Origin of the sequence: Paenibacillus taiwanensis DSM 18679 (genome assembly GCF_000425125.1) — a bacterium.
In the GTDB taxonomy this organism is placed as follows: Bacteria; Bacillota; Bacilli; order Paenibacillales; family Paenibacillaceae; genus Paenibacillus_B; species Paenibacillus_B taiwanensis.
Map to the genome: position 1 here is coordinate 1,045,292 of NZ_KE384306.1, position 21,601 is coordinate 1,066,892.

The window sequence follows — 21,601 nt, forward strand, 5'->3', positions numbered from 1 at the left end:
AAGATATCGTATGGGATTTCTTCTTCCTTATGGATCTCATGTATTTTCCCATTCATATCAAAGCTAAATACGCCCTGCTTGACAACTGTTTCAAACCCCCTTCGCTTAGTACTGACCAGAAGTTAGGCATAACGCATTGTCATCTTAGGAGATGCATGTACCTTACGCAAAATGAAAACCAGAAAATATAGTGTTAGACCGAGTGAATGAGAGGTGTGGATAGTCCTATCCGTCCACCGCCGTCAGGCCCTACAGTCTACAACTATATTTTTTCAGTCTCATCTTTTATCTGCTTAACGTTTGGACCATATAGTTCCATTTCCCTTCCTTCAGCAAGACGTAACTTAATACGCTATTTTTTTGTGATAGTGTCCGAAAAGACATTTGTTCATACAGTTGTTTTGCACGTGGATTGTTACCTGAAACATGCAAACTAAGTATTTTCAGGTCTGGCTCTGCTTCGGCGTACTGGCGCGCCCATTCCAAAAGCATCCTGCCTACACCTTTGCTGCGATGGTCTGGATGGACGGCAACATCGGCAACATAACACTCTCCAACTTGTGGCTCATGCTCTAACAGCCATAACCCCAAGTACAGCTTCACAATGTTCCATTTACCGAAGTGACTAAAGCTTCGCCAAGAGGCAGTTGTATTCATGTTTTGCTTCGTGATGGAGTCCACGTTCCATTTGACAGACAATGTACCGATCACTTCCCCTTGATAAATGGCAATAACTCTGCGACTGTTTGATTTAGATGGAAAAAGATCAAGCACGGTTGCAAAAAAATGCGCCAGTTCGTCATCACTCAAATTGGTTAAATGCTGAAATTTCCCACGAAACCCACACACAAACAATTTTCCGACCTGTACATTGTATTTCTCCTGCATCGGTTCAAACGTTATTCCCGCCGCGGTCATGATCAGCCCCTCCTTTAAAATGAGTATCTGCTTCAAGCAAGACTTGCAGTTCGTAATGCAGTTGATTATGGCTAAACAAAGATAAATACGATTTTTCAATCAGGATAAGTGGTCCCGCGGGAACAAAAGCATGTGCTGCTGCGTAGTCATAAAACTGTGCAATCGCTTGCTCAAGCTCATCATCTTCCTGAATGGAACAGTGCGTGGAAAGGTAATTTCCCTCAGGCAAACATAAATCGCCAGGCTGCTGCGTTTCGAGACAGAAGTGAATGGTGGCGGAACCGTCACATATAAAATGGAGGTCCAGCTCAAACAAGTTAGGCAAACTTTTGGTTTGTGCAGCTAACTGTTTAGCACTTAGCCTTGTGCCGATATCCATGTCCATCCACCGTGTGAGATAGGTGATGTCGCGTCGTTTGATTTGATAGGGAGTGGACAACCTATTCACGTTTTTTTGTTCCTGCTGCACTTTGCGAATAAACTGCTGTAGCTCTTGAAGACGCTGCATTTCTTCCTTAATTTTGCGCAGGGACTGATGAAGCAGTTGGTCATATTGATCGGCAGAAAAGGAAGTCATACATTCCTTAATCGAGTGAACGGGTACTCCAAGCTTACGCAGCAGCAAAATATGTGCGAGCTGATATACCTGCTCCATACTATAAAATCTGTACTGGTTGTCGTCTGTATAAGCAGGGAAAAGAACCCCTTTCTCCTCAAAATAACGAATTTGATGGATAGAAACGTTCATAAGCTTGGCGAGCTCACTAATGGTAATGTCGTTTTTCACATCGTTCACCTCTGTGTTTTAATCTTGTCGTATATAAACGATATACGTTAGGTCTGACCTAAGGTCAAGTGTTTCCAACAAAATAGAAAGTAGGGCGTGCTATTTGAGCTGCGCATGATTTGTAAACACTTCGCTTGACTCTAGGTCTGACCTAGGGACTAATATGAACACATCAATCATTCAGTCCTCCTAGCAGGCCGTACCTTTTACGATCAGTAATAGGATAAAGGATCGAGTCTTCCTGCTTACTTCGGCTTGTCCCCGAGTGAAGCTGAATGTGACATCATTAGAACAAATAGAGGAGAGATGGAATCGTGCGTAGACAGAAAATAGCAGCAATGCTCTGTATACTGTGCAGCATAGCAGTGGTCGCCTGCACCAGTGCAAATCCACAGGACACCGCCCAAAAGCAAACCTCACAAGGAAGAATTGTAGGTGTCAGCACAGTCAGCAAGCAGCCGCTAACGACAAATTATACGCTATCAGGCACCTTGGAGCCAGTAAGCCAAATGACAGCAGCATTTGAAGTTCCAGGGCGCATCGTGGAGACAAAGGTTCAAATCGGTGACGTCATAAAAATAGGGGGGATTTTGGCTAAGTTGGACACGTATCAGTATCGTCTTCAACTGGACCAGGCGATTCAAGGTGCTGCGCAGGCGAAGGCGGCGCTCGACAGCGCTGAAGCTGCTATCCATGTTTCCACAGCACAAGTGAAGCGTGCCGAAGCCAATTTAGTGGAAATAAAAAAGGGCGCACGAGCACAACAGCGGGAGAGATTACAAAATGCAGTAACAGTAGCACAGGCTGCCTGCGAGAAAGCTCAAATAGACGCAGAACGCTCACAACGTTTATTTGAACAAGGATTAGTGTCCCAAAGTGACAATGAGAGTGCTCAATTAGCACTGACAAACGCTCAAAATGCGGTCAAAGACGCCACATCAGCTCTTTCAGAAATGCAAGCCGGTGCAACAAAAGAGCAAATTGGTGCTGCATCGAGTATGTTGGACGAAGCAAACGCAGGAAAGCTGGCAAGCCTTGCTGCCAAGAAGCAAGCTGCTGCTGCGTATCAGGCTGCACTTGCGACGAAACGGCAAGCTGAGCTAGCCTTATCCAAAACGACGCTTTTTTCACGTGTTGAAGGGGTTGTATTAACGAAGTCCATTCAAAATGGAGAACTGGCTGCGGAGGGTCAATCCGTGTACACATTAGGCAACGTAAACGAACTTAAAGTGCTTCTGCCATTACCAGATCGTGAAGTTAAGCAGTGGAAACCTGGCACGGTGGTTGATGTCAGTCTATATGGTGAGACAACCAAAGGAATTGTTAACAAAATTTATCCCACTACAAATGCAGCAACCGGCACGATTAATGGGGAGGTTGTCCTAAACAATACAAAGCTTGGCTGGTCCCCTGGACAAGTCGTAAAGGCAGGGTTAAATCAAACGGGGCGAGATGTCATTCTTGTTCCGGTGGAAGCGGTTATCCGCGAGGGAGATAAACCTTTTGTGTACAAAGTAAAAAAAGGGGTAGCAGCTAAAACGATTGTGCAGTTAGGCGAACATACAACAAACAATCAGTTTGAAATAAGTGGCGGTCTGCAAACAGGCGATCAGATCGTAACAAAGGGTGCCGAACTGTTATTTGATGGGGATCGGGTTCAGGCTGTTAAAGGAGTGGCCCAATGATCGAATATGTTGTGAAAAAACGAAAAATAACGCTGTTGTTTTTTATAATGGCGATGATCGTAGGCGCACTAAGCTTTGTCGGGCTTCCACAGCAAGAGATGCCGGATATTGTCATTAAATATGCGACTGTTACTACCATTTACCCCGGTGCTTCCGCTCAGAAAATAGAACAGACCGTTACAAAAGTTGTGGAACAGAAAGTAAAGGAAATTCAAGGGATTAAGGAAATCGTATCTGTCTCAGCAGAGGGTTACTCTTCTATTATTTTAAAAGCAAAAGATGAGGCAAATACAAAAGAAGTGTGGGACAAAGTACGTAAAAATGTGCAGGATGTAAGGGAGGAACTGCCTGAAGGCGTAAAGGTTCCAGTAGTCAATGATGATCTGGCTAGCTCTTTTATCGGTTCATATGCGATTACCACAGAGAGCAAAAATGATCTGTATAAGCTTAATGAGCTAATGACAAGCTGGCGCGATCAGCTGCGGGCAATACCAGGTGTTGCCAAAGTTGACCTCAAAGGTATTCCAAAGCAGGAAATTCATATTCGTATCGACAGTCATAAACTACAGCAATATCAAATTAACTGGGAGCAAGTACTGGTGGCGGTGGAAGGGGAAAAAGAGCGTGTTCCCACAGGAGGTGTTACTTTTAATAAAAGGAGCTATCAGTTGATCGTTAAAGATGTCGAGCAGCTTCAAATTTTAAACCATTTGCTAGTGACCAGATCTCAAAATGATGCACCCGTTTATTTAAAGGATATTGCAACAGTGGAATTTACTCATGCGAAGTCGGAATACTTTGCTTATTATAACGGCAAACCGGTTGTCACAATTGGAATCGGTGCCGAAACAGGCAGCGACGTGCCAACGATGAATAAGCTGGTTCAGGAAAAGCTGGAGCAGCTAAAGAAAAGTCTTCCGTCACAAGCTCAATTTATGACGTTATTTGCGCAAAAGGATCGGGTAGATGAAATTTTCACTAGTCTGACGAAGGAAACTTTGATCGCGATTGCTGCGGTCATTGTCATCTGCATGCTCGGCATGAGCTTGCTGACGGCTTCCTTTGTGGCATTGGCTATTCCGATATCTATTGCGATCGGTCTCATTTTATTGCCGTCCATGCAAGTGACGCTAAATGAAATGTCGGTCATTGGTCTCATTATCGTACTCGGCATATTGGTCGATGATGCCGTCGTTGTGAATGACAATATTGAACGAAGGTTGACCGAATTGAGGGAAGAACCACACATAGCTGCGGTAAAAGGAACAAAAGAGGTAGCGATTTCGATACTTACAGCTACGCTGGCAACGATATCTGCATTTGCACCTTTAATTTTTTTGAAGGGGGACATCGGTGCATTTATAAAGCCTATCCCGATTGTCATCTCCTTAACGATGCTAGCATCAATGTTGATGTCTTTAACGATTATCCCGATATTTCGTGAATGGTATGAAAAGCGGAGGAAAGATCAGACAATTTCGATCCGTTCCAAATCGGGCCTATTAAGCAAGCAAATTGAGGCAATGGGCCGCTTTTATGCGGGCAATCTTATGAGCAAAGTTATAAAACGTCCGATTCTCGTTGGTTTGTCAGGCTTGCTGATCGGAACAGCGGCTTATTTTTTGGCTTTATTTGTTCCGGTCGAACTGTTTCCAAAATCAGAACGTCCAGAGCTTGCTATTCATGTCGCGATGCCAGCAGGAACTTCGCTGCAAGAAACCGATCGTATGGTGAATCAAGTGGCGGCTTGGATAGGCAAACAGCAGGAGGTAGACGTATTTTCATACAGTGCGGGTGGCAGTGCTCCACTATTATTTTATGATCTGGATGCCGATCCTACCGGACAGTATTCGTCAACAAGTGGCAACGTTATGGTGAGATTAAAAAAAGAAAACGCAAATCTCTCTGCCACCCTGCGAGAATGGGATATGAAGTTCAAACAAGATTATCCTGGTGCCTCCATCACGGTCAAAACTCCATCGTTAGGTATTGCAGTTGGAAAGCCGATTTCTATTCGGATATCAGGCGAGGGTATGGAGCAATTGCAAGCACTCGCACAACAGGTAAAAACGACGATTGTGAACACGAGTGGAGCCTACAACGTGAAAGATGACATGGGAATTGAACAATACGGTTTAGAGCTGGAAATAAACAAACAGGCTATGGATCAATACATGGTGTCCTATACAAATCTGACTCGAGCCTTGCTGCTTGCAAGTGACGGGATGACGACAAGTCAATACAATACAGGTAAAAATCTGATCAGTATTCGCTTATTTTTGGATAAAGGTGTATCTGATCCGTCCGAGCTTTTCCATCGTTTGAATGTAACTAATGCAGCAGGAAAGCAAATACCGTTATCACAAGTAGCGGTACTTATGCCGGCCTTCTCCGTTCAGCAAATAAAGCACTACAATTTGGCACGAACGATTACGGTGGACGCGGATGCAAAAGGACGGACGGCCACTGAAATTATGGCAGAAATTACGACGAAAATGAATAACATCTCTTTTCCGGAAGGCTATAGCTGGGCTATTGGTGGCGAAACATCGGAACAGGACAAAATTTTTACGGATTTAGGTATGCTGTCTGTGTTTGTCATTTTTCTTATTTTGATGTTAATAACGATTCAATTTTATTCTGTGTCTATTCCTCTAATTATTATGACTACCGTTTATTTGGCGGCAGCAGGTGGAATTATCGGTATTTATATTACCGGTATGCCAATTGGTTTTATGAGTATGATGGGCATTATATCTCTGTCAGGAATCGTCGTACGAAACGGCATCGTTTTGATCGAGTTCATTGAAGATGCGCGACATGCTGGGGCAGGACTGGAGGATGCGATTGTGCAGGCAACAGCGGCTCGTTTTCGACCAATTTTGCTTACTTCTTTGACGGCCATTGTTGGCATGATTCCGATTGCGCTTATTGGGGATATTTTGTTTCGCCCAATGGCTAACACAATCATTTTCGGTCTACTGTTCTCAACTATATTAACGCTGTTTGTTGTTCCATCTTTATATCTGGTTATCGCACGTTACAAATTAAAGCGGCAGCAGCAGCGGCATGAAAAACAAAATAACACTTCAATGAAGCAAGCGGAAAGCTCGCATTTATCCGTTTAGTGGGTTAACGGGTTTGTCGAACGAGAACCCGCGAAACCTAATTAGTCTGTTATGGGAGGAAAAACGATATGAAGCAAAAAATAGTGATAACGTCAGTAATGCTTATCTTGCTTGCGAACTCGGCTGCAACCGTGTCGGCTAACAGCAGTGCCACATTAATGGGCGCTAACGAAGTCAAGCGGGAAACGATGCTGGGAAGTCCATTAACGACAAGCACTACGGCAGCAGATCACGTGCCGGATCAGCCTGTTATGTCAGCCGGGGATCAAGCAACTACAGGCAAAAAATTACCTGCCTCGTTTGTAGCTGCACGGCCTTTGGTTGAAATTTCACGTTTAACTTTGGCTGATGTACAGTCGCGAGCTGTATCGGATTCATTTAATTTGACATTGCTGCATCTTAAGTTTTTTGCATTAGAATCCAAGCGGTCTGATCTTAAAATGCAGGCTGACCGAATGATCACCCGTTGGCCAATGGATACTTATCGATTGCCTGATACACCCGAAAAAATAGTGAATCATCCCGCTTATCAAATTCCGCCTGACGCCACTTGGGAGCAACTGCTGTGGCTCGGTCCAACAGTAGAGACTAACACAGTCGTAAATGGACTGATGAGTAGTGTTACCGAAATTGTATATGGAATGAACGATATGCTGCAAGCGCAGCGCAATGAGCTGGAGCTTACTGTAAAGCAGTTGGAGCGTGACAGATGGAACACGGAGCTTGATCTGGACGAGGCCAAGGAAGGGATCAAATTAAACATAACGAGTCAATATGTCCAATTGTTAGCTTTGCGTGAGCAAAAAAAGCTGCATGAAGAAGCGCTACAGCTTCTTCATAAAGAATATAACCGATTAAGGGCACTGCAAGATCAAGGAGTAGCGGCAGCAGATCATATGCGGGGACTGCAATTTAAAATTTCTCAGCAGACGACCGAGGTTGAGGTTCAGAACATGAACTATCGTCTTGCATTGCTACAGCTTTGTTTTGATTTGGGGTTACGTTACGATCCGTCAATGGTGCTGGCAGATGTGGAGCCAGTTGAAGTCAGATTGCCCCCTCGTAAACAAACGGAGGAAATCGTTACACGATCACACGAAATGAAGCGGAAGTGGAATGAGTTAAAGCAAGCTTGGTGGGAACAGGCCAACACCAAATCATCTAATCCACATGGACATAGTTATTTAGCAGCTAATGTTGCGCTTACAGTTGCACAGACAAAGCAGGCTCAAGTGCAGTTAATCAAACTGATTGATGCGACTTATAGTGAAACTGATCATACGTATCAACTGTACAAAGCAGCACAAGCTGAGGTAAACGAGGCTGCTGCCAACTATACCGTCGTGCAGCGCCGCTTTCAATTAGGCAGCGTGCCGTCTTATGAACTGAATCAAGCTAGCTTTCAACGACAGCAGGCTGAAGCGAAGCTCAAATTACTGCAATTACAATATGTAATGCTGATGAGCAAGGTGGGGGCGATGGAAAAAGGGTATATTTTTGCAAGTGACATTGCTGCTACGTCGAAGATGGAGTAGAGGCTGTGCGACTAGTTCGTTCGTACACGCAGCGCGAGCATGACACAAAAAACCGCAGAAACTAGCGGTTTTTTGTGTTATTTCTAATCTAATAAAAGCGATCGTCTTCCGCTGCTCGCGATAATGCAGAGCATAACTATAACTGCAACACAATAGAGATGTGTTGACGAGTAAGTTATTAGTGTATATATTATATATATACGGTAATTACTTTGTGGATGAAGGTGAGGTGAAACATGAACATTATTATATCCAACGCTTCAAGCGATCCCATATATATGCAAATTATGAATCAGATCAGACAGAGCATCTTGAGTGGGGAATTGCGTGCTGGTGATAGCCTCCCTTCTATTAGACAGCTGGCCAAAGATTTACAAGTTAGCGTCATTACAACAAAACGTGCCTATGAGGAGTTGGAAAAGGAGAAGCTGATCGACTCTGTTGTAGGTAAAGGGAGTTATGTGTCAGGGGCAAACACAGATTTCATTCGGGAACAGCGTATGAAACGATTAGAGGAGAAAATGATTGAAATCATACAAGAAAGTAAGGAATTAAGTATGAGTCAACAAGACGTCATCCGTTATTTGACGTTATTGTTCGAGGAGGAATAATTATGACAAATGCAATTGAATTACGAAACGTGACTAAAAAATATGCTCAATTTACAGTAGATAACGTATCGCTAGATGTCAAACAAGGCTATATTACGGGCCTAATTGGTCCGAATGGTGTTGGGAAAAGCACCTTGATCAAAATGATATTGGGGATGGTCCGACCTGACTTTGGCACTGTAAAGATTTTGGGCTGCCAAATGCCTGTACAAGAAATAGACATTAAGCAGCGGATCGGTATCGTATCGGATGATTGCTTTTATTATGAGCATCTTACGATTCGTGAAATGAAGAAGCTGATTGCGCCGTTCTACAAGAAATGGAATGAACAGAAGTTTAATCGGTATCTTGAACAGTTCGAATTGTCACCTCGGAAAAAGATTGAACAATTATCGAAGGGGATGAAGGTGAAGTTTGCTCTGGCTGTGGCGTTATCACATGAGGCTGAGCTGCTTATTATGGATGAGCCAACCTCTGGACTAGATCCTGTGTTCCGTAGGGAAATGCTCGATCTGCTTGCGGACATGATGCAGGATGAGCGAAACTCGATTATTTTTTCAACTCATATCACTACAGACTTGGACCGGATTGCAGATTACATAGCATTTATTAATCGAGGTAAACTTGTATTTAATGAAGCAAAAGATGAAGTGCTTGAGCGATATACGATTGTAAAAGGGGATTTACAACTGCTGGATGCGGATATTCGGCATAAATTTGTCGGGCTTCGTGAAACGGCTGTTGGCTTTGAGGGGTTAGTAGATAATCGACAGGATGCTGAACGTTTATTTGGCAGTTATGCCGTTTTGGACAAACCATCGTTAGAAGACATTATGTATTTCAGTGCTAAAGGGGGCCGTGTGTATGCTTAACTTAGTCCGTAAAGACTTTATCGCTTTAAAAAGCTCATTTTGGATGAGTCTTTTGTATCTAGTTGTTTTTAGCGCCGCGTTTATTCCAAAGATGTCATCATCTATTCATCTTGTCGGCATCTATACCGCTTTCGCGACGATAACGCTTGGTACTATGATTGATATTAAACACCATAATCATAATTTTCTTATTACGCTGCCGATTAAACGCAAGCAGATTGTGCAAGCCAAATACTTGTTAGCTATTATTTATGCGGTAGGGGGAGTTCTTGCTTCTTACGCCATTCATGTGCTCGTTAATCAATATTTCCCAGAGCTAAACAAACCTAATTATTCGATCCATGACATATTAGGTCCGGTCGGCATCATTTTTGTTCTAACCTCCGTATACTTGCCGCTATTTTATGCATTTAGCAAAAAGGGGGCCTCTATCATTAATGGTGTATTTTTTATTCTGCTCATTGCATTGGCACAGCCTACAGCTATTTTTATGAATATGTTACACGAGAGTGGCCCGCAAAGTGACCTGACGATATATTGGATTTTAATAGGTACTTTGCTGTTGTTCATAGCTTCCTACTTCTTAGCTGTAGCTTTGTTTACTAGAAAGGACTTATAAGAGGCTTAACGGTTGTATGGTCATAAAATATAGGGAAAGGGGGAGATGGGGAAAGTTTACCCCATACAAAATACCGATATTTAATTTTTTTACCGCATTTTTTGCTGTTACTTTACTTCCGTCTGCTCTAATAGGTGCTATAAAGGACATCTTTTCGAGAAAATGAATCTATTATGAATGGGCTGCGTATATGGTTAAGGGTATTGTGATGAGTGAGATGGAGGGAAAACAAATGAGCGAGGAAGTTGTTACTTCAGGATGGGATGCAATCGAAGAGCAAATGGTTCACATTTATGGAGCACAGGAGCCTAAGCATTACGGTACATTGATTTCATATGCACTGGGTGGAAATGATCCATTGGACGGCATTAGTGTGTACAAGGCAGAGCAGCCGTTTCCGCACTGGCACTTCGTTACCTACGGATTTTCGGAGCTATACGAAAAAGAATCTGAAAATACGGATTACAGCGGCTTTGGATTCGAACTTACGTTCCGGCTCATTCGTGAGGAGCATGAGGAGGAGCCGCCAACTTGGGCGCTGAACTTACTTCAAAATATGGCGAGATATGTATTTAGTAGCGGAAATGTGCTCGTGCCTGGTGATTATTTGGATGCTAACGGTCCTATCTGCTTGGAATCGAATACGAAGCTGACTGCGCTTGTCTTTATGGAAGATGCGGAGCTTCCGGCCATAAAGACGCCAAACGGACGAGTGGAGTTTGTCCAAATGATAGGTATGACAGAGGATGAACTGGAAGCGATTAAAACATGGAATACGCTAAAAATGTTGGAAGCCTGTCAGGAGATGCTGCCAGGTTATATTACGAACTTGTCGAGGGATTCCATGCTGCAAGTTCCAGCTATTGCTGAAGCTGTGCAAGGTGGTATCGAACGTGACGGCTCCAATACCGGATTTTTATTTGTAGATCAATTATTATGGGAGCCTGCTACAAATCGTTTGCTTAGCAACACACCTGCAGTGCTCACTTTAGGAGCTAAGCAGGCGGCTACTGTTGCCAAGCTCATCCGTGGCCGCCTGCTGAAAGGGAAGGAACTAACACTTTCTAGTGAGCATTTGCGGGTCATACTAGCTCCAGGAGAGGAAACCCGTTATGAGTGTGGAGAAAACGAGGTGCGGTTAACATTACATACGGCAGATGCTACCGAACTTTCACAAATGATGCAGCCGCAGGAAGGCACGCTCAAGCTTTCCGCTTTCAACGGATTAACGATCCAAGTTGTAAAAACGTACATTAAAGACCAGGATGGTGTTATCGTATCCACGATAGGTTAACATGCAGGTAACTGGTTGATGATTGCAAGTTGGTGTCCGTGGTTAGGAAGGCGCTAACGACAAAGCCGGCCTTTTAATGGGAGTTCTAATAGAGGGAGCAGCATAAATATTATAAAGTAGTGGATCGCATATCGTTACTGACATTTACAAAAGAGAGCGTGTACGTGCAAAATGATCCCTAATTGTTAAGGGGGCATTCATAACAACTTCATCTCCGGAATTATACAGTTCAATACTTTGGAGTGGGACTTCATTATATGCGAACGTAATAATAACTCGATAAGAATCGTCTGGCGATACGAAACGAGAGGAGAAGGTGAGCGTTGGAAAGAATGTCGGAGATGAATGAGGATGAATTTAAAACCGCCGTCTATAAAGCTGCCAGACTCGGCATATTTATGAATCAAGACGTCCGTTATGCTGCGTATTCCATCGGTGACTTTACTTATGGAGAGCCAGATGTACTTTCTTGGGGCGAAGATGCTAGTCTAACCATCGGCAAATTTTGTTCAATAGCATCACGTGTAACGATTATGCTCGGTGGTGAGCACAATGTGGATTGGGTGTCCACGTATCCCTTTAATCCGATATTTCCGCAAGCCCAAGCCTATTTAGGACACCCCAAAACGAAAGGTAACGTAATCATTGGTCATGATGTGTGGCTTGGCATTGATAGTTATATTTTGTCTGGGGTGACCATTGGCAACGGAGCAGTTGTATCTGCTCGTAGTCTTGTTACAAAAGATGTACCCCCCTATGCTATTGTTGGAGGTAATCCAGCGCGGATTATACGTTATCGCTTTTCCGATGAACAAATAGAGGAGCTTGAAGCAATCGCTTGGTGGAATTGGCCGCTCCATCGTATTTTCTCAGCGCTGCCGCTGTTACTATCTAATCAGATGGATCAATTTATTCAATATGCTAAATCGAGTGGCGCAATGTAAATGGATGCTGGAGTAACATCGAGTAATAATATAGTGTGATCTCCTTTATGAAGGAATGAAAATGCGGCCAAACATTAAAATAATACGCTTGGCCGCATTTTGCCTATGTTATTTATTAATATACTTGATGTAAACTAACAGGCCCTAGACTACCATAAGATCCTTGGAATTGTCCTTTCAGGACATAAGTTCCTGGACTAAGATAGCCTACTGAATATTCAACAGGACTCGGAGAGGTGGGCCCGATATTCACGGTAGTCGAGAACACTTTATGAAGTTGACCGGAGGGTCCTTTGGAATAAAGCGATAGCTCAACGGTTTCATCTGTAGAACTCCATAAGCCAACACTTAATTTATGCTGAGCAAATTGGCTAACTGTCAAATCATGTGAGGTTGCAGTATAGGCAGCAAATGCGTTAGTCGAGAAAGAGAAGAAGGCTAATAATAAGATCAATACTACCTTTTTCATTTAATTCACCTCCCTTCTAGTTGAAGAGTGTCAGTAGAGAAAAAGAGCGTAGAGGTCAGTTTATAGTTATATTTTAACTATTGTATCAAAACAAAGCGTTTATGCCTATCTATTCTGAATAAAAGATAGAATACATTTCAAATATGTGCAACGAGTTTATCCAAAAAAAGAAGAGCTTGCAGGGTAGGCAAGCTCTTCTTGCTGTCCAGTAGGTATGATCGAGATCGGATCAGCTCTTTCAGGCTGATTGCAACTGCTGAACCACTTGTGATGCAAATAAATCCGTAAACAGAAGGCGTCCTTTTTGATTTACAATCCGTCCTTCCCGCAAACGACGATCCAGCCAATCTGTAATAAAGGATGGCGCGTAACCGCCGAGACTGAATTGTCCACCAAAGGCAATTATGTTTTCATAATTGGCCAAGTATTGCTCACGACTAGTATCGGGGTATGATTTTACATATAACCAAAACTGCACATCGTACATGAGGTACGATAATTCATCGGCATGGAAGGAAAAATGGCCTTTATCCTCAACAATTTGTGTACAAATGCGACGGATTTGCTGTTCAATCGCCTCTACTTCTGTCACGGCTGCACACAGTTCCTCTAGCAAAGGGGAGAATTTGCCGTGGGCGACTTTCTCAAGCGCGGCTTGCTTATCCTCTTCAGCGGTATCATACTCTTCTTCACTCACTAGACCCTTAATAAAAGCCTCAAAATTGTCGGCCAGAAAAGTGATCTCATAATCGTCTTCTTGGTCCACATGAATGACTTCAGGCTCGCCATCTTTTCCGCATGCGCGGTAGTCCAGCATGACCACATCATGACCTGCTGACGGACAATCACAGATCACAACACCAATGTCCGGATATCCCCATTCCTCAATCATAAAGGTGCTGCCTAAATCACCGCCGAGCGAATAGCTTTTCTCACGTCCAATGCCCATAATACCACTAATAGCAATATGGTCCTCAGCCCATGATGTCGCTTCCTCCGTTGGAAAGCAGCTCTTGTTTGGAACCCCTCCATTTTGCATCTTCATCAATGTAATATAAGAGTGGGGCAGCTTGTAGCCAAGCTCCTCTTCAATCGATGCAATTTGCTCATCCGTTGGCGGTGCGGATTGATAGGCGTTTCTTGCATATTCACTGTTATCCCAAAAATCAGCGAGTGACATGTCCGCAAATGGAAGCTGAGTTGCTGTCGTTCCTTGCGTGTCCAAGGCTGCTGCTCGCTTGGCAGCCAGACGCCGCTGTTGTTTTTGCTGCTTCTCTGCTTTTTGCAAACTCCAAGATAACAAGGATTCCGTATGCGGATCATCAGGCTGGAGTTGATCAGCTCTGCGTAAAGCGTGAACCGCATCCTCAAACCGCTTCAAATGATATAAAGCATAGCCTACCCGATAGTGCCACAACGGATCGTTCTGGCCAGACGCCGCAACTTGTTCAAATTGATGAAGTCCTTCTTCATATCGTCCCAAGTTGTTAAAGGCTCGACCTAGACGATTACACGTGTCGTAGTCCCGTTCTGCATCAGGAACTTCTAACAGCGCATCGATAATTTGTTGATGGTTGTCTTCTTCATGCCATTGGTCTAATTGTTCAATTCGTAAGGAATTCATAGCGACCCCCGTTATCATTATATTAAAAATTATAAAGCGTACGTTGATTTAAATCGACGGTAGCCATGCCGAACCACCGCCTGCGATCGTTAATAGGGCGCCGCCCGCAACGATTCGTTTGTGCTTTTTATCTAATGGCAGTTCACCAAGCATCATCGGCAGCATCCATGTAAATGCAAACAGTGCGAAGGCCCCCTGCACAACTCCCCCAAGCACCAAACTTTTGGCATGCATCAGGTAAACCTCATGGGAAACTGGAGGCGTAAAGGCCAATGTGCCGCTGACTCGTACGTTTCTGTATATAAGGACCATGTACACAATTAAAGTGAGCAATGTAAAAAGGACTGTAAGTATAAACTTGATCATGTCGAGTGTAAACCTGGCTTTGTTGGGCTTGGCTGGTGACCATCCAATTAAAGAAAAGACAAAACCGATAAAAACGATGCCGCCTACAAATACAACTTGCAGCACATTGAGAACAGCACCCGCCATTAATAGCAAAAACGTCATCATTTCCTCCAAGTAGATAGGATGTATAGAAATAGTAACATTAATAAATGTTGATGTATATGAAGAAGAGAGTAAGTATTCATAGTAGCATATTGCCATTTAGCTACCCTATTATATAACATAAACTGTAAGGACAAGGACGACTAAAGGAAAAAATATAAAGAAGGTAGTGAAACATATGACTAATCAACCTACGCACGCTATGCAATTAAGAAATGAAAGTATATTTTCGCATGTCATCACTGATTTTTGGCAGAGTTCCTTTCAGAGCAGCCGCATTTTATATGCAGATGACTTATTTACGATTGCGATCGATCCAGATTTAAGTGAAGACCGTCGTGTTGTCGTACTGGAAACTGTTGACGGAAAAGTGAAGGCAGTTTTGACGCCAGCAATGGCAGCTAAAGCTGAACTTACTCCACAACCAGAACTGACGGCTGCTATTTTTCGAAAAAAATTGAGTGAAGCGGGAATTATGCTGCATGGTGCAGATTATTTATTTTACTTTACAGAGGAAGATAAGCGCATCCTAGAGCAGGAGATCGTGGAGGCTGATTTACGCCAACTGACAGCACAAGATGACGCGGTATTTTCTGCATTCCAAAGTGCTGCTTCAGAACAAGATTTGGATGATGCCTACGTGGAATTGGATCACTGGGCGGTGTTTGGCTCATTTGACCAGCAGCATTTGGTTTGCGCCGCTAGCATGTATCCTTGGGAACAATCAAAATTTGCAGATATTGGTGTATTAACACTTGCAGCACATCGAGGGAAAGGACATGCCCGCAATGTGGTGCGTTCCATAAGCAGGTATGCGTATAAACAAGGATATGTTCCCCAGTACCGGTGCCAACTTGATAACTATGCATCTACGTCACTAGCCAAAGCAGCAGGCTTAACGTTATTCGGAAAGTGGGAAGTCATTTCACCCGTATCGACGAACTAATGGTTGGACTCGCATCACGTTCTCTTATATTTATCCAAACATAGATGTGCTTTACGCCCATGCAATCGCATCATAATGCGGTTGCATTTGTATTTTATATTCAAGTGCAGAGAATGAGCGAAGAGTAATTAGGGTTCAAATGAACTTTTGTGACTTATACGTTCTCTTATCTATAGAAAAGGGGAGTGAACATGAACGTAAGCCATCTTGTCAGACAAGCGCAAACAGGCAACAAGGAAGCTTTATTACAACTCATCATGGCTGACCACAATGCTTATTATCGCCTTGCGTACAGCTACATGGGTAACGAGCATGATGCTATGGATGCGATGGAAGATATGATCGTTGTACTCTATGAGAAAATTGATCAGTTGCAGAAGAAAGAAGCGTTCTATAGCTGGAGCAAAACGATTCTTGTTAATCGGTGCAAAACATTACTCCGTAAAAAGGATAGCTTGCTTCCATTAGAAGACCAGCTAGCAACATCTGCTGCTGTACTAACAGATCATAATCCATATCGCGACACCGAGTCTGAGATGGACATGCAGGTGCTGCTATCTCATCTGAGTGCACAGCAGCGAGAAGCGATCGAACTTCGTTATGTTCACGATCTTCCGTATCAGACCATAGCGGATATGACCGGCGCGCCGCTTGGAACCATCAAATCCAGAATCTTTCAGGGTATACAAAAACTAAAAATGATGATCGGAGGTGATCGTTATGACAACGATCGAGGAGAAATTACAGGAGCATAAAGAAAGCTTGAATAACGTTCAGGCTCCATCAGACCTTGAGGACAGACTTCGAGATGCACTTCACAATGTTCCAGTCATAAAAAGAAACCGCAGCAAAGCCCGCGCATGGGTCGCATCCGTTGCCGCAGCTTTTATTCTTATCGTTGGCGTATATGAGTATCCGGCCTTAGCTTATTATGGAAGCAAGCTGTTTGGAAGTGTCAGCTTGAATTCTCTCAGCTTTGCTGAAATGATGAATCAGGAACTCGGACAAAAAGTAAATAAAAGCACGACGTTCAAAGACGGAACCGTCCTTACTATTAATGGCGTGATTGCAGACGACAATGTATTCCGCATGTATTACACAATTGATCGGCCAACAGGCACTGAATATACAGATCATGATTTTGTGCGTTATAGCTTTTTTCAGCTGCAAGGGTTCTTGACTAATTCCAAACCGCTTGGAGGAGGGGGGAGCCCAGGTAAAAACAAGAGCCAGTTCGTTGGAGACATGGATTTCGAACCAGTCAGTCCATTTTCACGAACATTAACCCTTACATTCAATGAATGGCTTGACAATGGGGAAAAGATATCCTATCCACTTTCCTTCGAGTTTGAAGCGAACAAAGCAATGAAGAGTGTCATTAAAGAGGATCTATCCGAATCTATCGCTGTTGATAAAGGGACTATTCATTATGACTCCATTACTGCCTCACCCACTTCAACTATCGTGAAGGGGCACTATGAACTAGAGGAATACCCGAGATTTTCAGGTGAAACCAAGCTTTATGTGAATGGGGTGGAAGTAGGGAGAACTAGAGCAGGGGGAAGTAATCCGGACTTCCAACTTAAATTTGACCCATTCCCTACAGACCATATTGAATCCCTTGAGCTTGAACTGGTCAATTTTGAAGGATATCATAATATACAAGAACCTATCTCGCTCGCGACACCGTCTGATCGTTCCATTAGAGTGGGGGATGAAAAGTTCTGGATTCGCAGTGTTGCCCAAACGGCTACAGGCTATGATGTTGTCATTGCGAGAAAACAGTTTACGTTCTTGGATACAGAAACTTTATCCGTACAGGCCGGCGGCAAAGTCATTCCTGTATCGTCGATTTCTGATGAACGACAATGGGATTTGAAAAACGGTAACATTCTCTGGGAGCAAACCTATTCGTTTATCACGACAGACAAGCCGGAATTTCTGCTGGTAGAGGGGTACCAATATATGAAGACCTATAAGAAGAAAATATCGATTCCAGTAAATTATAACAAATAAAATCAAGTGTTTGTTATATAAACTTCGTCTACGTTTATCATTAAGTTACTAGAATAAGCAGAAGCTGCTGCTACTTGAATGGAAAGAATAGAGAAGCCTTGTCTATTTTTCGTAACTGTTATATAATTTCCATAATTACTTATGAAAGAGAGTGATTTCCTATGACAGTCAGCTCTGCTTACCCATCCTTAAATTTAGAGGTACGGAAGGTTTAATTGAATTAGGGTCTTCCGTACATACAAACGGAGGAAATTATTTTATGTTTAGTTATTACAGCACACTTTGTACAGAAGTTTATGACCTCACCAAACCTGTAGGCTGCTCTTTAAATGGAGATATCGAGTATTATCAAGAACGACTAAAGACTTGTCAGGGGCGTATTTTAGAAGCAGCTGTTGGATCTGGACGCTTTTTAATACCACTTCTTGAAGCAGGGTTTACAGTCGATGGCATCGACTATTCACCTGAGATGCTGCATTCTTGTCGCACACGTTGTGAGGAAAGAGGCTTCAAGCCTCATTTGTACGAAGCGGAATTACAAAGCTTTTCATTGCCATTTACTTATGAGGCGATCATTATTCCTACGGGTTCCTTTTGCTTGCTCGACAAGCGACAGGATTCTATTGACGCGTTGACATGCTTTTATGACCATCTCGTTTCTGGAGGGCGCTTAATTGTTGATCTTCAATTGCCTAGCGATTGGAAGACAGGCGAAATTACAACTTCCACTTTTGCTCTGCCTAATGGAGATGGGATTACGATGGAGAACAAATCCATTGAAATGGATTGGCTCAATCAATTTACAGTATCGTATATCAAGTATGAAAAATGGCGTCAAGGACGTTTGATTGAAACGGAGATGCAGCGATTTGCCCTTCGTTGGTACGGAGTCGAGGAATTTAAACTTATTTTAGAGCGTATCGGGTTCTCGGATGTGACATGTTCTGCTGATTATGTGTATGGCAAACAACCCACACAAGCGGATCAGATTATTACATTTGAGGCGATAAGAAAGTAATAATACCACAAGCTGTTGTCCTATGTGACAACAGCTTTTTTTATGTTGCAAGACGTGATCCGTTTTCGATCCTTAACGCTCTTCTGAGGAGCGCTTATGATAGCTCGTTTCTTAGTTTAGGTAGCCTTGACTTGGCATTATTGGCTTTGGGATATATTATGATATATTCATGTAAAGGCGAGCTGAATGGGTCACAAAACTAAAAATTAAAGGGCGTGCAAATAAATGAATCTGGACATGGTCATGCAAGAGCTTGAATCACTTGGCAAAGAACGGACGAAAAAGATATATCAATCCAATGGCGCACAAGAACCGTTATTTGGTGTAGCTACAGGCCAGATGAAGCCGATTTTTAAAAAGATCAAGCATAATCAACCATTAGCAGAAGAGCTTTATGCAACCGGGAATTATGATGCAATGTACTTTGCTGGCGTTATTGCCGATCCTAAAGTGATGTCGGAGGCGGATTTTGACCGCTGGATCGATAAAGCTTATTTCTATATGATATCCGACTATGTAGTAGCCGTAACCTTAGCAGAAACGGACATCGGCCAAGCAGTGGCTGATAAATGGATTCAAAGTGGGGAAGAACTCAAAATGTCGGCGGGCTGGAGCTGTTATTGCTGGATGCTCGGGAACCGCCCAGATCGTGCATTTTCAAAAGAGAAGATAGCGAATATGCTGGAACTTGTCAAAGATACGATTCATGATGCCCCTGAGCGCACAAAGCACGCGATGAACCAATTTATATACACCGTGGGCATATCCTATTTGCCTCTTCATGAAAAAGCCGTTGAGATTGCACAAGAAGTGGGACAGGTGGAAGTGAATCGTCATACTGGCAAGAGCAAATTCCTCAATGCAGCTGACACGATTCAAAAGGCGATAGCTAAAAACCAGCTCGGTTTCAAACGAAAGTATGTAAGGTGTTAGGCCTTAAGGAGTAACGATTAAAATAGTATTATATGTTAATAAACCCAAAATATCTTAATTGTCTCCATCAATAAAAGATAATACAATGAGAGCAGTTTAGATCAAGGTAGGAGAGCACTCCTATATGACATGCCGGTGCCTGCTAAATGACTGAATGGTTTTGCAGCTTATCCAAAATAACAGCTAACACTAGCGGGGGGAACAGAAAACTGCAATGGAAAACAAAGGGTTAAAGAGGGGCCTCGAGGCCCGGCATATTCAGATGATTGCTTTAGGTGGTACGATCGGTGTTGGATTATTTATGGGTTCAGCAAGTACAATCAAATGGACAGGACCGTCCGTAATGCTTGCGTATGCGATTGTCGGGATTTTTATCTTTTTTATTATGCGTGCAATGGGTGAAATGTTGTACGTAGAGCCAAGCACAGGGTCCTTTGCAACCTTCGGCCATAAGTACATTCATCCTTTGGCCGGTTATATGACGGCTTGGAGCAACTGGTTTCAGTGGGTCATAGTTGGCATGGCGGAAATTATAGCTGTGGGCACTTACATGAAATATTGGTTTCCAGATTTGCCAGCCTGGATTCCAGGAATTATTGCTATGGTCATTCTAGGTGCAGCGAACCTGTTTTCCGTTAAATCGTTTGGTGAATTTGAATTTTGGTTTGCGATGATCAAAATCGTAACGATTGTGTTAATGATTATTGCAGGAATCGGACTCATCTTCTTTGGAATTGGCAACGGAGGCAATGCAATTGGTTTAGCTAACCTGTGGGAGCATGGCGGCTTCTTTACGGGGGGCTGGACAGGATTTTTCTTTGCACTCTCGTTAGTTATCGGCGCTTATCAAGGTGTTGAACTGATCGGAATTACAGCTGGCGAAGCCAAAAATCCGCAGCAAACATTAACAAAAGCGACCCAAAGTATTATTTGGCGTATTTTGATCTTCTATGTGGGTGCGATTTTTGTTATTGTGACGGTGTACCCGTGGGACCAGCTACAAGAAATCGGCAGCCCGTTTGTGGCCACATTTGCAAAAATCGGCATTACCGCAGCGGCTGGTTTGATCAACTTTGTTGTGATCACATCTGCTATGTCAGGGTGCAATAGTGGAATATATAGTGCAGGACGTATGCTGTATACTCTAGGCGTAAATGGACAGGCCCCTAAAATATTTACAAAAATATCGCACAATGGTGTACCTCTGTTGGGTACGATTGGTGTGCTAGTAGGGTTGGGTGTAGGTGTCGTATTAAGTTATATTGCACCGGAAAATCTGTTTGTGCATGTATATAGCGCGAGTGTACTGCCTGGCATGGTTCCGTGGTTTGTGATTTTAATTAGTCAAATCAACTTCAGGAAAGTAAAAGGCAGCGAATTGGATCAGCATCCTTTTAAAATGCCATTTGCCCCGTTTACGAACTATGTCACGATTGCCTTTTTACTTATGGTATTAGTCGGAATGTGGCTAAATGATGATACACGGATGTCGCTTATTACGGGAATTATTTTTCTAGCTGTTGTTGTGATCAGCTTTTACGCTTTTGGTGTGAGTAAGGCAGTTCCATTAAGTGAGCAATCCGATAATGAAAATAGAGATGAATTAAAAAGGTAATTATATCAAATGTGAACCACTCCTGTCAGTGAGGAGTGGTTTTGTTTTTAGGCCCCGAAAAAGCCTCTTTAGCTTTA

The 21,601-nt window shown here is 43.1% G+C and carries 19 protein-coding genes and 1 pseudogene; 15 read left to right on the forward strand and 5 right to left on the reverse strand.

Annotated elements, in window-relative coordinates; translation table 11 throughout:
* Positions 1-285: 285 nt before the first annotated feature.
* Both H509_RS0113465 and H509_RS0113470 read right to left on the reverse strand, forming a co-directional pair.
* Positions 286-918 carry a GNAT family N-acetyltransferase gene (locus H509_RS0113465; protein ID WP_028545547.1) on the reverse strand — a complete coding sequence of 211 codons (633 nt, stop codon included), beginning with the start codon at positions 916-918 and terminating at the stop codon, positions 286-288.
* Positions 893-1,714, reverse strand: coding sequence for a MerR family transcriptional regulator (locus H509_RS0113470; protein ID WP_342663646.1), 822 nt, complete (start codon positions 1,712-1,714; stop codon positions 893-895). Before H509_RS0113470 ends, H509_RS0113465 begins: the two co-directional genes overlap by 26 nt.
* Before the next feature lie 305 nt (positions 1,715-2,019).
* Here H509_RS0113470 and H509_RS0113480 point away from each other — a divergent pair, with 305 nt between their 5' ends.
* The 9 genes and pseudogenes from H509_RS0113480 to H509_RS0113520 all read left to right on the forward strand — a co-directional run bounded on the left by H509_RS0113480 (position 2,020) and on the right by H509_RS0113520 (position 12,393).
* A complete protein-coding gene (locus H509_RS0113480; protein ID WP_028545549.1) occupies positions 2,020-3,390 on the forward strand; it encodes an efflux RND transporter periplasmic adaptor subunit in 1,371 nt (456 codons plus the stop codon).
* Entirely contained in the window at positions 3,387-6,518 is a 3,132-nt protein-coding gene (locus tag H509_RS0113485; protein WP_028545550.1) for an efflux RND transporter permease subunit, read from the forward strand. Before H509_RS0113480 ends, H509_RS0113485 begins: the two co-directional genes overlap by 4 nt.
* Before the next feature lie 68 nt (positions 6,519-6,586).
* A complete protein-coding gene (locus tag H509_RS0113490) occupies positions 6,587-8,053 on the forward strand; it encodes a TolC family protein (protein ID WP_028545551.1) in 1,467 nt (488 codons plus the stop codon).
* Positions 8,054-8,289: 236 nt separating this feature from the next.
* Positions 8,290-8,664 (forward strand): GntR family transcriptional regulator, encoded by a 375-nt coding sequence (locus H509_RS0113495; protein ID WP_028545552.1) that lies wholly within the window; start codon positions 8,290-8,292, stop codon positions 8,662-8,664.
* A gap of 2 nt (positions 8,665-8,666) precedes the next feature.
* The gene (locus H509_RS0113500) at positions 8,667-9,536 is read left to right on the forward strand and encodes an ABC transporter ATP-binding protein (protein WP_028545553.1); all 870 of its coding nucleotides are present in this window, start codon (positions 8,667-8,669) and stop codon (positions 9,534-9,536) included.
* Entirely contained in the window at positions 9,529-10,155 is a 627-nt protein-coding gene (locus H509_RS0113505; RefSeq protein ID WP_028545554.1) for an ABC-2 transporter permease, read from the forward strand. Before H509_RS0113500 ends, H509_RS0113505 begins: the two co-directional genes overlap by 8 nt.
* A gap of 55 nt (positions 10,156-10,210) precedes the next feature.
* Positions 10,211-10,321: pseudogene (locus H509_RS27230) on the forward strand (YfzA family protein); the annotation flags it as partial.
* A 66-nt stretch (positions 10,322-10,387) separates the two neighbouring features.
* Positions 10,388-11,449: a suppressor of fused domain protein gene (locus tag H509_RS0113515; RefSeq protein ID WP_028545555.1), complete on the forward strand. Its 1,062-nt coding sequence runs from the start codon at positions 10,388-10,390 to the stop codon at positions 11,447-11,449.
* A gap of 332 nt (positions 11,450-11,781) precedes the next feature.
* A complete protein-coding gene (locus H509_RS0113520; RefSeq protein ID WP_157277721.1) occupies positions 11,782-12,393 on the forward strand; it encodes a CatB-related O-acetyltransferase in 612 nt (203 codons plus the stop codon).
* Positions 12,394-12,508: 115 nt separating this feature from the next.
* Here the strand turns inward: H509_RS0113520 and H509_RS0113525 are convergent, their stop codons facing one another.
* The 3 genes from H509_RS0113525 to H509_RS0113535 all read right to left on the reverse strand — a co-directional run bounded on the left by H509_RS0113525 (position 12,509) and on the right by H509_RS0113535 (position 14,996).
* Positions 12,509-12,862 carry a hypothetical protein gene (locus H509_RS0113525; RefSeq protein ID WP_028545557.1) on the reverse strand — a complete coding sequence of 118 codons (354 nt, stop codon included), beginning with the start codon at positions 12,860-12,862 and terminating at the stop codon, positions 12,509-12,511.
* Between the two features lie 238 nt (positions 12,863-13,100).
* Positions 13,101-14,486, reverse strand: a complete 1,386-nt coding sequence (locus H509_RS0113530) for an SMI1/KNR4 family protein (RefSeq protein ID WP_028545558.1) — start codon at positions 14,484-14,486, stop codon at positions 13,101-13,103.
* A 48-nt stretch (positions 14,487-14,534) separates the two neighbouring features.
* On the reverse strand, positions 14,535-14,996 hold the full coding sequence (locus H509_RS0113535; RefSeq protein WP_028545559.1) for a hypothetical protein: 462 nt from the start codon (positions 14,994-14,996) through the stop codon (positions 14,535-14,537).
* Between the two features lie 178 nt (positions 14,997-15,174).
* Here H509_RS0113535 and H509_RS0113540 point away from each other — a divergent pair, with 178 nt between their 5' ends.
* From H509_RS0113540 to H509_RS0113565, 6 genes are all read left to right on the forward strand, one after another.
* Entirely contained in the window at positions 15,175-15,942 is a 768-nt protein-coding gene (locus H509_RS0113540; RefSeq protein WP_051287079.1) for a GNAT family N-acetyltransferase, read from the forward strand.
* Between the two features lie 191 nt (positions 15,943-16,133).
* Positions 16,134-16,697 (forward strand): RNA polymerase sigma factor, encoded by a 564-nt coding sequence (locus H509_RS0113545; protein WP_028545561.1) that lies wholly within the window; start codon positions 16,134-16,136, stop codon positions 16,695-16,697.
* The gene (locus H509_RS0113550; RefSeq protein WP_028545562.1) at positions 16,663-17,958 is read left to right on the forward strand and encodes a DUF4179 domain-containing protein; all 1,296 of its coding nucleotides are present in this window, start codon (positions 16,663-16,665) and stop codon (positions 17,956-17,958) included. The genes H509_RS0113545 and H509_RS0113550 overlap by 35 nt, the downstream gene beginning before the upstream one ends.
* A 259-nt stretch (positions 17,959-18,217) precedes the next feature.
* Positions 18,218-18,976, forward strand: a complete 759-nt coding sequence (locus H509_RS0113555; RefSeq protein WP_028545563.1) for a class I SAM-dependent methyltransferase — start codon at positions 18,218-18,220, stop codon at positions 18,974-18,976.
* Positions 18,977-19,201: 225 nt separating this feature from the next.
* Positions 19,202-19,909 (forward strand): DNA alkylation repair protein, encoded by a 708-nt coding sequence (locus H509_RS0113560; RefSeq protein ID WP_028545564.1) that lies wholly within the window; start codon positions 19,202-19,204, stop codon positions 19,907-19,909.
* A 214-nt stretch (positions 19,910-20,123) separates the two neighbouring features.
* A complete protein-coding gene (locus tag H509_RS0113565) occupies positions 20,124-21,524 on the forward strand; it encodes an amino acid permease (protein WP_028545565.1) in 1,401 nt (466 codons plus the stop codon).
* Positions 21,525-21,601 lie beyond the last annotated feature (77 nt).